Below are 13,174 nucleotides of genomic sequence, written 5' to 3'. Positions count from 1 at the left end.
GTATCACCCCGACACCACCTCTGAGCAGCCCGTAATCACACACGTGTCACCTCCACTCGCGGTTCACCACCGGTGTCGCGGCGGCGACTTCACGGCAGCCGCGGCACCCCGGCGGCATCGAGGATCCGATGCATCACCGCGACCGGAAGCGCGGGATTGGCCGCCGCGCTCGGCCCGAGCTCCGGATCGTCCAACACCGCGAGCAACCGCTCGCCCGCCAACGCCGGATGCCGCGCGAGGGCCGTTCGCACGCACCGCTCCGGATCGGCGAGCAACGGTACGACCACCTCCGCCGGCGCATCCGGATCCCGCAGCACCAATTCCCGCATCCCGGGATCCGGATCGTCGGCGAACCGGGCGAGCCCGTGCGTAGGAAACCCCGGACGCCAGGTCAGCCGACCCCGCCCCCGCCCCCGGAAGTCCCGATACGCCCGCAACAACACCTCCGGCGCCACCCCCGCCTGGTGACGACAGGTCAGCACCCGCACCCCGAGGTCGGAGTCCCCCACCAGGACGTCACGCGCCTCCCCCGACAGCCCACCCGAACACGCCGCGATCCGCCGCACCCCGGCATGCGCGGAACGCGCCCACGTATCGGGCGTGCCGGCCATCGGACGCGCGTCGTAGCGAGTGGCGTCGTCCAGATCCGCCAACTCCGGCACCCGGTAATCGATCGCCGCCCGCTGACCCTCCGTCATCTCGGATCGCATCGACACCCGGTAACGCACGGCCGGATCGGCATCACGCCCGAGCACCGCCACCAGATCGGCCGGCAGATGCGGATTCCCGGCGGCGTAGTACCGATAGCGCGCCGGCGCCTCCCCCCACACGATCCGCTCGGCATCGGCCCGGGCGAGCAGCCGGTACGAAATCGCCGACTCGCTGCCGCGCCCGGTCGGCGCCCAGTCGATGTCGGTCAAACACGAGCGGGCCTCGATCGCCACCCTCCTGGCATGGCCACGCACCCCGGGCACCGGGTCCAGCGTCAAAGCCACCCGCTCGGCGGCGGAAAGCCCCCTCCACCACTGACACGACACAAGCCGCAGTTCCGCCTCCGGTCGTCGGCAGAACGATCGAAGGACGTGCACGGGCGTGTCCTGGGAAGAGATGAACTCCCCCAGCACCTCGTCCCGGGTCAACATCCCACCGCCATCGCCCTCACACGACATCACCCAGGACAGACCCCGCGCGTATGCCTCGTCCGTCAACGGACGCGGATCCCCGTCCGAATGCCGCCGTCCGGCCACCGCCCGCGCCACCACGACCCAATCCGGATCCGTCACCAACCGCGCCCGCTGCACCGGATCGACGTGTGAATTACCGGCAACCGCGCTGCGTACCCGACGATCGGGATGTCCGATCATCGCCTCGGCCACATCTCGTGTCAGTTGCGCGGTGTCACCGAACGCCCACCAGACCTGTTGTCGATCGACCGCGGTCAACGCCCGCAACACGACCCCGGCGGGCGCCCCCGGATTCCGCACCACACCCGCAACCAGCCCATCGCTCCCCGACACACCCCACCCCCACTCACCCAGGATGACCCCGGCGTCCGCACAGCCGGAGGTTCCACGCCCGGCGCCTTCGAAAGCCCGGGCGTGTCAGGCGGCGTGCGGGACGAAGACAGCGGCCGCCACGTCTCCGTCCAACGCGATGTTCATCGACGCGTCGAGCGCCTTCGCCAGCCGAGCCAACAGCGGGAGCGTCGGTACCGTCCCACCGAGTTCGAGCTTGGAGATCTGCGGCTGGGTCATGTTCGCCCGCCTGGCCAACTCCGTCCGTGAGATCCCCAGTTCGCTCCTCCGGTCGTACACGGCCTGCCCGAGGTCGAAGGCCATCCGAATCTCCATCCGCACAGCCTCGACCTCGGCCGATTCCGTATCGTCGCTCAACAGCTTCCGTTCACGGGCGAGCTTCCACCTCGTGTGGCTCATGGGGTTTCTCCCTTCCCGACGTCTCGAACGAACTCCTCATGCGCGGACACATGTTCGGCCTCGCACGCCTTCCGCGCCAGTCTCGCTCGTCCAACCTCGCCCTCCTCGCGCATCCGCGTCTTGCGGAAGACGGTCAACAGGACAATGCGACGCCCCGGTGCGAGCCAATACGTCAGACGTATGCCGTTGCCGTCGTGGCCCAGGATGAAGCGCAACTCACGGAGACCGTCGCCGAGATGACAAGCGAACGGCCCCGCGAGGGTCGTGGGCGCCGCCGAGAGGCGTTCGGCGGCGTGCTCGGCGTGCAGATAATCACGGTCGGACACAGTGCACAGCCACAGCCGCACCTCCGGTTCGATCTCGATCACCCAGGTTCATCCATATATTCAAGTAGATGACCCGCTATTCGAAAACGACCGGCGTGCGACCGGGGGCGCCCTGTGGGTACCGGTGGAGCGGCTCGCGGGCGACCGCGGAAACGGAAGGCTTGGCGGTCGGTACGGCGGGGTAACGCGAAGCGAGTGCATGTGTCGGGTCGAGATGATCCGGCGCGACGATGCCCTCGCGGCTGTGCCCGTCCGATGGGGCCGGTGGTACGGAAGGTGCTGCCGTGGTGCCGTGGCGGCGACGCAGACGAATCGTGATCTGTCGCGCGAAATCGGCGCCCCGAGGGTGTTGACGGGCCGTCCGACACTGATCACCCTGAGTGTGGCGGTCGTTCGCGAGGGGACGACGAGGCGCCCGGGACGTGCCCCGGGTTTCCTCGACGAAGTGGGACCGCCGCCGTTCCGGGCCTCGTCGCGGTGCCCGGAACGCACGCGGACCCCGGGACGGGCCGATCCCGTCCGGGGTCCGCGTGCCGTGCGATCTACGCGTGTTCGGGACGCGGCCGGCCCGCCTACTTCACGGCCACCGGGTTCACCGGCGTCCCCACGCCCCCGACGAAGGGCTCCGGCGACGCCTCCAGGAAGAACTCGTACACACCGTCCGCCGCGCAGTCCTCGGACAACTCCTCCAGGTTCCAGTTCTGGCCCTGGAGCATGCCCATCTCCACCAGGTGCAGCGCGTGCACCGCCATGAAGCAGTCCTCGATCTCCGGCGGGAAGACCTCGAACGTCACGGTGTCGTTGGCCACCGCGGCCACATCGCGCGCGTGGAACCACTCGGGCGTGCGCACCGACAGACCGGGGCCGTAGAAGTACATGTCCTTCTCGCCCGCGAAGTACTGCCGGATCTGCCCGGTGCGCACCAGCACGATGTCGCCCGCGCGCACCTTCACGTTGCCGAACTCCTCGGCCGCCTCCAGGTCCGCCGGGGTCACCGCGTACTCCGGCGCCAGCATGTCCACGCCCTTGGCCCGCGCCACGTCGAGCAGCACCCCGCGCGAGACCAGGGTCTTCACATTGTGGATGCCCAGCCTGCGCGCGCCCTCCTCGGCGGTGACCGTCTCCTTCGCCGAGTGGCCGTTGTACAGCCGGTCGTCGTACGTCGCGTGGGTCAGCCCGTCCCAGTGCGTGCCCGCCTGGATGCCCATCGTCACCGCGTCGTCGCTGGTGGCCACCGTACCGGGGCCGAAGACCTCGTGGTTGACCAGGAACGTGGTGCGCTTGGGATTGTCCCGGCCCGGGATCATCCCGTTCTGGATGCCGTCCTCGCGCAGCTCGACGGCCAGCGAGAAGCGCTTGCCGGTGCGGACACAACCGGCCGCCGCCCGGACCACGTCGTCCGTGATCAGGTTGATCGTCCCGATCTCGTCCTCCCGGCCCCAGCGGCCCCAGTTGTTCACGCGTGCGGCCAGTTCGTGGAACTCGGGGGGCAGCGACATGGGGGCCTCCTCCAGGCGGTGGTGACACGTGCCGACGGGCACGAATACCGGCGGGCACATTCTCGAACGAATCCGGGAAGCGTGCGCCGCGCTGTGTGCTGCGGCACTCTACCCAGGAAAACTAACGGATCGTCAGATAATGTCGAGAGGGCGTTCTCACAGGCCGCGCACCTTGCGTACGCAAGGCCGCGAGGCCGGGTACGCCCGCGCCCGGCGATGCCGGCGGCCCAGGCCGCAACGACCGACCCGGACGCGCCACGACCGACCCGACCTGGGCCTCGGCCCTCGATTCCCGGGGCCTACTGGCGAGGCCACCGACAAGGAGCGGACAACACATGGGTGACTTCCTCACGGGCAAGGTAATCGCGGTCACCGGCGCCGGCCGGGGCATCGGCCGGGCCGTGGCGCTCGCCGCCGCCGCGCACGGCGCCAAGGTCGTCGTGAACGACTACGGCGTCGCCATGGACGGCAGCGCGCCGACCAGCGAGGTCGCCGACGCCGTGGTGAAGGAGATCGAGGCGCTGGGCGGCGAGGCCGTCGCGGTCGCCGACTCCGTGGCCACGATGGAGGGCGGCGCCCGCATCGTGCAGGCCGGCGTCGAGAAGTGGGGCCGGATCGACGGCGTCGTGACCGTCGCGGGCAACCTGCGCGAGCGCATGCTCTTCAACATGACCGAGGACGAGTGGGACAGCGTCATCGCCACCCACCTCAAGGGCACCTTCACCGTCGTACAGGCCGCCTCCAAGGTGATGAAGACCCAGGGCTTCGGCTCGATCGTCGGCTTCACCTCCGGGGTGTACGCGCTCGGCTCGGTCGCCCAGGCGAACTACGCCGCGGCCAAGGGCGGCATCGTCTCCTTCGTGCGCTCGGCGGCACTGGGCCTGAACAAATACGGCGTCAACGCGAACTGCGTCGCGCCGGTGGCCCGCACCCGGATGTCCGAGGGTGTCCCGCAGACGCTCAAGGAGATCGGCGACCCCGAGGACGTCGCCGAGCTGGTGGTCTTCCTGCTCTCCGACCACGCCAAGAACATCACCGGCCAGGTGTACACGACCGCCGGACCCAAGATCGCGCTGTGGGACCAGCCGCACGAGATCAAGACGATGTACTCGGCCGACCGCTGGACGGCCGAGGAGATCGCCGAGAAGCTGCCGACCCAGATCGGCCAGGACCCGATGCCGGTGCTCGCCCAGCTCAAGGAGTACGCGGCCGCCGCGGCGAAGAAGAAGGCCGCCGAGGCCGCCGCCGGCAACTGACGCGACCCCCGACAGGCGACGCGCGCGGGGTCGGTGCGCACCGATCCGGTCCACCGCCCCCGCGCGCGCGGCCGTCGTCCCGTTCCGACGACGACGAGGCGACGAGATTGGACTGGCTGTGGATTTCCGGTACAGCGCCGAAGACGAGGAGTTCCGGGCCGAGGTCCGCGCGTGGCTCCGGGAGAACCTTTCCGGTGAGTTCGCCGCGGCGGTCGGTACCGGCGGTCCCGGCAGCGAACACGAGCACTTCGAGATCCGCCGGGCCTGGGAGCTGCGCCTGGGCGAGGGCGGTTGGATCGGCCTGGCCTGGCCCCGGGAGTACGGGGGCCGCGAGGCGTCGCTGATGCAGCAGGTGATCTTCGGCGAGGAGTACGCCCGCGCCCAGGCGCCCGGCCGGGTCAACCACATGGGCGAGAACCTGCTCGGCCCGACCGTGCTCGCGTTCGGCACCGACGAGCAGAAGGCCCGCTTCCTGCCCGCCATCGCGCGCGGTGAGGAACTGTGGTGCCAGGGCTACTCCGAGCCGGGCGCCGGCTCCGACCTGTCCAACCTGCGCACCTCCGCCTCGGTCGACCCCGAGTCCGGCGACTGGCTGATCACCGGCCAGAAGGTGTGGACCTCGCTCGCCCACGAGGCGAACTGGTGCTTCGTGCTCGCCCGCACCGATCCCGGCTCACAGCGGCACCGGGGCATCACCTTCCTGCTGGCGCCGATGGACCAGCCGGGTATCGAGATCCGCCCGATCGTGCAGCTCACCGGCACCAGCGAGTTCAACGAGGTGTTCTTCGACCGGGCCCACGCCCGCGCGGAGCACGTGGTGGGCGAGGTGGGCGCGGGCTGGGGCGTGGCGATGGGCCTGCTCGCGTTCGAGCGCGGGGTGTCCACGCTGGCCCAGCAGATCGGCTTCGAGATCGAGCTGGACAAGGTGGTCGCCGAGGCGAAGGCCAACGGCGCCATCGCGGATCCCATCCTGCGCGACCGGTTGTTGCAGAGCTGGATCGACCTGAAGGTGCTGCGCTGCAACGCGCTGCGCACGCTCGGCTCGCCCGATCCCGGCGCCGCCTCGGTGGCCAAGCTGGTGTGGGCCGGCTGGCACCAGCGCCTCGGCACGCTCGCGATGGACGTGGCCGGCGTCGAGTCCACCCTGGCCGCCGCGGCACCGTACGAACTGTCCGAGGCGCAGCGCCTGTTCCTGTTCACCAAGTCCGACACCATCTACGGCGGGTCGAACGAGGTGCAGCGCAACATCATCGCCGAGCGCGTCCTCGGCATGCCCCGTGAACCGCGAGGAGACGCCAAGTGAGCCCCACCGCCGCCCCCACCTACGTCGAGGGCCACGGCCTGCTGACCGGCAAGACGGTCCTGATCACCGCCGCGGCGGGCACCGGGATCGGCTTCGCCGCCGCCAAGCGCGCCGCCGAGGAGGGCGCCGTGATCGCGATCAGCGACAAGCACGAGCGCCGCCTGGGCGAGGCCGCCGACGAACTCGCCAAGCTGATCGGGTCGCGGCCGTTGGCCGTGCCGTGCGACGTCACGGTCGAGGACGACGTGCAAAACCTGATCGACACGGCCGCGCGCGAACTCGGCGGCATCGACGTGCTGATCAACAACGCCGGGCTCGGCGGCGAGGCGAACCTCGTCGACATGACCGACGCGCAGTGGGACCTGGTGATGAACGTGACCCTCAACGGCACGTTCCGCTGCACCCGGGCGGCGCTGCGGCACATGCGACCGCGTGGCAAGGGTGTGATCGTCAACAACGCGTCGGTGCTGGGTTGGCGGGCGCAGAAGGGCCAGGCGCACTACGCGGCGGCCAAGGCCGGCGTGATGGCGCTGACCCGCTGCTCGGCGGTGGAGGCGGCGGAGTTCGGGGTACGGGTCAACGCGGTCGCGCCGAGCATCGCGATGCACGCGTTCCTGGCGAAGGCGTCGTCGGAGGAACTGCTCGACGAGTTGTCCTCGCGCGAGGCGTTCGGCCGCGCCGCCGAGCCGTGGGAGGTGGCGAACGTGATGGTCTTCCTCGCCTCGGACTACTCGTCGTACATGACCGGCGAGGTCGTCTCGGTCAGCTCACAGCGCGCGTAGGACATCGCGACGGCGCGCGGAGCCCGTCGCGGCGTCGGCGCATCGCGGCGCGCGGGCTCACCGCGCGCCGCCCGTTCTTGACGCAGCGTCAGCCCTGGCGCCGGGACCGTCACCGTCGCCGCGGGATCCGGCGCGGTGCCGCTGACGCCCCGTCAACACCCGTTCCTGGGACGGGGTATCAGCCCCCGCAGCGACCCGACCGGGCGTCGGCGCGCGCCCGCCCAGTCGGGCCCGCGGCTGCCGCGGGCGAGGAAGTCGAGGATGTCGGGCAGGAGTTCGGAGACCCGGTAGGGCGGGCCGTCGGCGTCGGTCTCGTCCGGGTCGGGACGGGTCGCGTCGTCGGGCTCGAACGCCGACCACTCGACCTCGCACCACGGGTGCTCCCGACCGCATTGCGGGCAAGCATTTCCGCTCATGTCCACCCACGATAGGTGGTCGATCGCGGACGCGCCGTAACTTTTCCGGACTTGTCCAGAACCGTTTCGTCGGCCCTGGCGTGATCATGCCCACCCCGGAGCCCCCGCACGCCCCGGCGCATACGCGGGCGCCGGATCGTGCGCGCGCCGGGAACCGGGCGCGAACCAGGGCGCAAACGCGCCGAAGCCGAACCGGAGCCGTCCCGGGAACGACCCGCCCCGAATCCGACGAGACGGGGCCCACACATCATTTGCCGACCGCCACTCGAAATGAACCCAGGCCGGTGTTACCTTGATCTGACTATCCGTCAGGTTCTGTGCCGGCTGCCTCACCTGCACGTACACAGGTGAGGCAGCCGGCATGGGCGCGCCCCGAAAGGCGACCCGTGGACTTCGACTTCTCCCCCGACCAGACCGCGTTCAGCGAGACGGTCGAGCGGTTTCTCGACGCCAATCCCGACTCCGAAGTGTTCGATGTCACCCGGGAGAACATGGCCCAGGTCGTCGACACCCCCGCACGCCGCGCCTACATGCGCAAGATGGCCGACCAAGGCTGGCTCGGCATCACCTGGCCCGAGGAGTGGGGCGGCCAGGACGGCGACGGGGTCTACGAATACCTGCTCAACGAAGCCCTCGCCGGGCGCGGTGGACCGCAGATCGGCAAGGGCGTCGGCATCATCGGCAAGACCCTGCTCGCGCACGGCAGCGACAAGCTCAAGGCCGAGTTCCTGCCCAAGATCCTGAACAACGAGGTCGAGTTCGCGGTCGGCTACAGCGAGCCGGAGGCCGGCTCCGACGCCGCCTCGATGAAGCTGCGCGCGGTCCGCGACGGCGCGGGCTGGCGGCTCAACGGTCAGAAGACCTGGACCACTTCCGCGCACTTCGCCGAGTGGTACTGGGTCGGCGCGCGCACCGACCCCGACGCGCCCAAGCACCACGGCATCACGCTGTTCCTGGTGCCGATGGACCACCCGGGCATCACCGTCCGGGCGATCTGGACGATGGGCGACGAGCGCACCAACGACGTCTTCTTCGACGATGTCTGGGTCTCCGACGAGTACGTGGTCGGCGAGCTGAACAAGGGCTTCCAGTACATCTCCCAGGCGCTCGACCTCGAACGCTTCACGATGTTCTCGTTCGCCCCGATCCAGCAGCGGCTGAACGTACTGACCGAGTACGTCAAGGAGGCCACGCGCGACGACGAGCCGCTGCGCGAGGACCCGATCGTGCGCAAGCAGCTGGCCACGCTGGTCACCGAGGCCGCCGTGGCGCGCCTGCTCGGGCTGCGCGTGGTGGCCGCCGCGGCAGGTGGCGGAAAACCGCCCACGGTCGAGGCGTCGGGCTACAAGCTCTACGCCACCGAGCTGTCCAAGCGGCTCGCGAACGCGTCGATGGACATCGCCTCGCCGGGCACCCAGCTGCGGGTGGGCACCGAGGACGCGCCGATGACCGGTCGCGCCGACTCGACCTACCGCTACACCGTGCTCGACACCATCGGCGGCGGCACCTCCGAGGTGCAGAAGAACATCATCGCCCGGCGCGGTCTCGGCCTTCCCAAGAACTTCTGACGGGGCCGAGGTCATGTCCGGAGAGTTCCTGCAAGGCGTCACCGTATTGGACCTGGCGAGCGTGGGCCCCGCCGCCCGCGCCTCGCGCTGGCTGGCGGACTACGGCGCCGACGTGATCAAGGTCGGCCCGGTCCCGGCCCGGAGCGGCGTGCAGATCACGCCGCCCTACTACTCGTACAGCGCGCACCGGCGGATGCGGCGCGTGCTGCTCGACATGAAGGCGCCCGAGGGCCGCGAGGCGTTCCTCACCCTGGTCGAGGGCGCCGACGTGGTGATCGAGAGCTTCCGCCCGGGCGTGGTGGACCGCCTGGGCATCGGCCCGGACGCGGCCTCGGCGCGCAACCCCTCGATCGTCTACTGCTCCACGTCCGGCTTCGGTCAGGACGGTCCGTATGCCCTTCAGGCCGGGCACGACCTGAACTACCTGGGCGTGGGCGGCTTCCTGCACGTATCCGGGCCGGGCGCGGACGGCGGACCGCCGATCCCGGGCGCGACCGTCGCGGACAGCGCGGGCGGCGGGATGCACGCGGTGATCGCGATCATGGGCGCGCTGCTTCGCCGGCAACGCACCGGCGACGGCGCCCGCCTGGACGTCTCGGTGGCCGACGGGATGCTCGCGCTGATGGCGCTGGGCGTGGACGAGTATCTGGCCACCGGCGTCGAACCGGAGCCCCGGCACGGCATTCTGACTGGCCGTTACGCGTGCTACGACACCTACCGCGCGCGGGACGGCAAGTGGCTGGCGGTGGCCGCGATCGAGGGCCGGTTCTGGGCCAACCTGTGCCGGCTGACCGGGTTGGACAAGTGGGCGTCGCGCCAGCTCGACGACGACGCGCAGGACGCGATCCGGGCGGACCTCTCGACGGTGTTCGCCGGCCGCGACCGGGACGACTGGGTGGCCGAACTGGCCCCGGCCGACACCTGCGTGTCGGCCGTGTCGTCCGTACCGGAACTGCTGGCCGACCCGCAGTATCTGGCCCGCGGCGCGTTCACCACCGCGACCCACCCCGCCCAGGGCGAGTTCCGCCAGGTGGGCCCGGTACTGGCCGGCCAGCAGGCGCCGACCGAACCGTACCCGGTCCGCGAATCCGGGATCACCGACACCGACGAGCTGCTCGCCTCGGCCGGGTACACCTCCGACCGGGTGGCCGAGCTTCGTGCTTCAGGAGTGGTCGCATGACGGCACAGGACACCACGCTGCCCGAGGACGTGGCGGCGCTGATCGGCAAGGTCCAGTACGAGAAGCGGGGTGACTTCCCCGCCGAGCGCGGCTACATCTGGACCTCGTGCGCGTCGGTGCAGAACGGCAATCCGCTGTTCTGGGACGACGCGGTCGCGGCGGAGCTGACGGGTGGTCACATCGCCCCGCTCAGCCTGCTGTCCGCGTGGGCCCGCCCGCACTACTGGGCGCCCGGCGCGGAGGGCGAGCAACTTTCCCTCCAGGTGCACTTCGACCTCAAGATCCGCTTCGAACTGCCCGAGGCGATCATGACCGACAACACCAACGTGTTCTACGAACCGGTACGCCTCGGCGACATCGTGACGTCGCGTCAGGTGCTTCGGTCGGTCAGCCCGGAAAAGCGCACCAAGCTCGGGATCGGCCGCTTCTGGGTGATCGACGTCGAGTACCACAACCAGGACGGCGCCCTGCTCGGCACCGAGTCCTACACCGGCTACGGCTACCGGCGGGAGGCCACCGCATGAGCGACCTGACCCTGGACCGGTTGGCCAAGGGCGACGCGCTGCCGACCTTCGGCGTGGACGTCACCGCGACCACGGTCATCCTGGGGGCGTTGGCCAGCCGCGACTGGCGGCCGATGCACCACGACTACAAGTTCGCGGTCGAGCGCCAGGGTGTGCAGGACATCTTCCTGAACACCCCGAACCAGGCCGCCTGGTTCGAGCGCTACCTCAACGACTGGACCGGCCCGAAGGGCCGGATCGGCCGGATGGTGTTCCGGATGACCAAGCCGGTCTTCCCGGGCGACCACATGCTGCTCACCGGCACGGTGGACGACGTCTCGGTGGACGAGACCGGCTGCGGCTGGATCCGGGCCGAGATCTCGCTGACCGTCGACGGCGCGGTCCGGACCACGGCCACCGCGCGAATCGCGTTGCCCACCACCCCCGACGACAACCCGTGGGACCGGCGCGGCGAGCGCTGGAAGCCCTAGAGGAGACGCGCGATGGACCTCGATTTCACCCAGGAACAGGACATCCTCCGGGAGACCGTGCGCGGCCTGACGGCCCGGCACGCCGACCTCACCGTCGTTCGCGAGTTGGAGAACGACCCGGTCGGCTACCCCGAGGACTTCTGGAAGAAGCTCGGCGAGTCCGGCCTCACCGGTCTGACGCTGCCCGAGAAGTGGGGCGGGTCGGAGATGACCACGCTCGACGCGACCGTGGTCTACGAGGAGTTCGGCCGCTCCCTCGCGCCGACTCCGCACTTCGTCAGCTCGGTGCTGGTCGGCGGTGTGCTGGCCGCGGCCGGATCCGACGAGCAGCGCGAGAAGTACCTGCCGGGCATCGCGGCGGGCACCACCATCGCGAGCGTGGCATGGCTGGAGCCGGACCGCGGCTTCGGCGGCAAGGGCGTCGCGCTGGCGGCCCGCGCGGACGGCGACGGCCACCTGCTGTCCGGCACGAAGCGGCACGTCGCCTACGCGGCGGCGGCCGACGTCCTGCTCGTGCTCGCCCGGACCGGCACCGCGGGCACCCCGGGCGACCCGGCCCAGGGCGTGTCGCTGTTCCTGGTCGACCCGAAGGCGGACGGGGTCACCACGACCCAGCAGCAGACGATCGCCTCGGACACCCAGTACCGGGTCGAACTCGCGGACGTGCGCGGCGAGTTGGTCGGCACGGCCGGGGCCGGCTGGCCGGTCTGGTCGGACGTCCTGCACGACGGCCTGATCCTGCTCGCGGCCCAGGCGGTCGGCGGCGCCAAGCGCGCCCTGGAGATCACCGTCGAATACGCCAAGCACCGCAAGCAGTTCGACAAGCCGCTCGGCGCCTTCCAGGCGATCGCGCACAACCTGGCCGACGCCTCGACCGCCGTCGACGGCGCCGAGACCCTGGTCTGGGAGGCCGCCTGGTCCCGCGACAAGGGCCGCGACACCGCCCGCCTGGCCCCGATGGCCAAGCTCTTCGCCGCCCGCACCTACCGCGAGGTCACGGACCTGGCGGTACACGTCCACGGCGGGATGGGCTTCACCCTGGAATGCGACGTACAGCTGTACTTCCGCCGCGCCAAGTCCCTGCAACTCAACTGGTGGGACGACCGCTACCTGGAGGACCTGATCGCGGCGGACGTGCTCGACAAGGGCTGACGCCCCTGGCCGTGTCACGTCACCGAACCGAAGGCGGCACCCGAGACGCGGGTGCCGCCTTCGGCCGTCACAGGCCGGGCGGGGGCTTCAGGTCGATGGGCTTGTCGAGTTCGGTGATGTCGGTGCTCAGGCGGGTGATCGGGGTGCGCTGCGTCCAGCGGCGAAGGTATCCGGTGTCGTCCGGCGTGAAATAGGCGATCAGCGTGCCGCTTTGCACGCCGAAGCAGCGCACACCGTCGATCTTGACGGGCTCCACGACGGTCAAGGTCTCCGGGTGGGCGGCGGCCTGTTCGTAGAGCGACTGGGCGAAGGTCGGTATCGCGGCGACTTCCCCGCTCGACATCGACGGGTGCTCCGGGTCGACGGCGTAGCGCTCCCACGGGCCGTAGCCGTCACGGCTGAACAGGTCCGTCCCGATCACGATCTCCTCGATCGCGAAGTCGCCCTCCCGAAGGCTGGTGCGACTGCCCTTGCCCGTGACCAACCGCAAGTCCATCACGGTCGGCGAACCGTCGTCGCTCTCGGCGGTCTTGACCATGTGCAACGACGAGGCCGAGCGCACCCGTTCGATCCCGGTGCGCACGATCCGAGCCACGTCGGCGGACGGCGTGGTCCCTGCCGCACCGGGAGCCGCCTCGGCGGCCACACTCGGAGCCGCCGAGCCCCGGGCCGACGGGGCCTTCTCGGCGGCGCACCCGGCAACGACCAACGCGACGGCGCCCACGACGGGCACCATGAACAGGCGCAACGATTCCTCCAGGAAG

The 13,174-nt window shown here is 70.4% G+C and carries 14 protein-coding genes; 8 read left to right on the top strand and 6 right to left on the bottom strand.

Annotated features, from left to right (window positions below; translation table 11 throughout):
* Positions 1 to 89: 89 nt before the first annotated feature.
* The 4 genes from EMA17_RS24940 to EMA17_RS24925 form a co-directional block, all read right to left on the bottom strand.
* Positions 90 to 1,487 (bottom strand): hypothetical protein, encoded by a 1,398-nt coding sequence (locus EMA17_RS24940; protein ID WP_126639332.1) that lies wholly within the window; start codon positions 1,485 to 1,487, stop codon positions 90 to 92.
* Positions 1,488 to 1,601: 114 nt separating this feature from the next.
* Complete coding sequence (locus EMA17_RS24935) at positions 1,602 to 1,934, bottom strand: helix-turn-helix domain-containing protein (RefSeq protein ID WP_126639331.1); 333 nt, start codon at positions 1,932 to 1,934, stop codon at positions 1,602 to 1,604.
* Entirely contained in the window at positions 1,931 to 2,302 is a 372-nt protein-coding gene (locus EMA17_RS24930) for a type II toxin-antitoxin system RelE/ParE family toxin (RefSeq protein ID WP_126639330.1), read from the bottom strand. The genes EMA17_RS24935 and EMA17_RS24930 overlap by 4 nt, the downstream gene beginning before the upstream one ends.
* Positions 2,303 to 2,832: 530 nt before the next feature.
* Positions 2,833 to 3,759 carry a cyclase family protein gene (locus EMA17_RS24925; RefSeq protein ID WP_126639329.1) on the bottom strand — a complete coding sequence of 309 codons (927 nt, stop codon included), beginning with the start codon at positions 3,757 to 3,759 and terminating at the stop codon, positions 2,833 to 2,835.
* A 335-nt stretch (positions 3,760 to 4,094) separates the two neighbouring features.
* Between EMA17_RS24925 and EMA17_RS24920 the strand changes: the two genes are divergently transcribed.
* From EMA17_RS24920 to EMA17_RS24910, 3 genes are all read left to right on the top strand, one after another.
* A complete protein-coding gene (locus EMA17_RS24920; protein WP_126639328.1) occupies positions 4,095 to 5,015 on the top strand; it encodes an SDR family oxidoreductase in 921 nt (306 codons plus the stop codon).
* A 118-nt stretch (positions 5,016 to 5,133) separates the two neighbouring features.
* Complete coding sequence (locus tag EMA17_RS24915) at positions 5,134 to 6,318, top strand: acyl-CoA dehydrogenase family protein (RefSeq protein ID WP_126639327.1); 1,185 nt, start codon at positions 5,134 to 5,136, stop codon at positions 6,316 to 6,318.
* Positions 6,315 to 7,100 (top strand): SDR family oxidoreductase, encoded by a 786-nt coding sequence (locus EMA17_RS24910; protein WP_126639326.1) that lies wholly within the window; start codon positions 6,315 to 6,317, stop codon positions 7,098 to 7,100. The genes EMA17_RS24915 and EMA17_RS24910 overlap by 4 nt, the downstream gene beginning before the upstream one ends.
* A gap of 152 nt (positions 7,101 to 7,252) precedes the next feature.
* On the opposite strand, the gene EMA17_RS24905 is transcribed toward EMA17_RS24910, so the two are convergent.
* Positions 7,253 to 7,516, bottom strand: a complete 264-nt coding sequence (locus EMA17_RS24905; protein ID WP_126639325.1) for a hypothetical protein — start codon at positions 7,514 to 7,516, stop codon at positions 7,253 to 7,255.
* Between the two features lie 386 nt (positions 7,517 to 7,902).
* Here EMA17_RS24905 and EMA17_RS24900 point away from each other — a divergent pair, with 386 nt between their 5' ends.
* From EMA17_RS24900 to EMA17_RS24880, 5 genes are read left to right on the top strand one after another with little or no spacing between them, the layout of a single operon-like run.
* Positions 7,903 to 9,084 (top strand): acyl-CoA dehydrogenase family protein, encoded by a 1,182-nt coding sequence (locus EMA17_RS24900; protein ID WP_126639324.1) that lies wholly within the window; start codon positions 7,903 to 7,905, stop codon positions 9,082 to 9,084.
* Between the two features lie 13 nt (positions 9,085 to 9,097).
* Positions 9,098 to 10,264 carry a CaiB/BaiF CoA transferase family protein gene (locus EMA17_RS24895; protein ID WP_126639323.1) on the top strand — a complete coding sequence of 389 codons (1,167 nt, stop codon included), beginning with the start codon at positions 9,098 to 9,100 and terminating at the stop codon, positions 10,262 to 10,264.
* Complete coding sequence (locus EMA17_RS24890; RefSeq protein ID WP_126639322.1) at positions 10,261 to 10,788, top strand: FAS1-like dehydratase domain-containing protein; 528 nt, start codon at positions 10,261 to 10,263, stop codon at positions 10,786 to 10,788. Before EMA17_RS24895 ends, EMA17_RS24890 begins: the two co-directional genes overlap by 4 nt.
* Positions 10,785 to 11,258: a hotdog family protein gene (locus EMA17_RS24885; protein WP_126639321.1), complete on the top strand. Its 474-nt coding sequence runs from the start codon at positions 10,785 to 10,787 to the stop codon at positions 11,256 to 11,258. Before EMA17_RS24890 ends, EMA17_RS24885 begins: the two co-directional genes overlap by 4 nt.
* A 12-nt stretch (positions 11,259 to 11,270) precedes the next feature.
* On the top strand, positions 11,271 to 12,410 hold the full coding sequence (locus EMA17_RS24880) for an acyl-CoA dehydrogenase family protein (protein ID WP_126639320.1): 1,140 nt from the start codon (positions 11,271 to 11,273) through the stop codon (positions 12,408 to 12,410).
* Between the two features lie 67 nt (positions 12,411 to 12,477).
* Here the strand turns inward: EMA17_RS24880 and EMA17_RS24875 are convergent, their stop codons facing one another.
* On the bottom strand, positions 12,478 to 13,158 hold the full coding sequence (locus EMA17_RS24875; RefSeq protein WP_126639319.1) for a hypothetical protein: 681 nt from the start codon (positions 13,156 to 13,158) through the stop codon (positions 12,478 to 12,480).
* Positions 13,159 to 13,174: the final 16 nt, after the last annotated feature.

Origin of the sequence: Embleya hyalina, assembly GCF_003967355.1 — a bacterium.
Classification (GTDB): domain Bacteria; phylum Actinomycetota; class Actinomycetes; order Streptomycetales; family Streptomycetaceae; genus Embleya; species Embleya hyalina.
The sequence above is the reverse complement of the archived record's forward strand: the minus strand, read 5'-3'. Positions and strand labels throughout refer to the sequence as shown.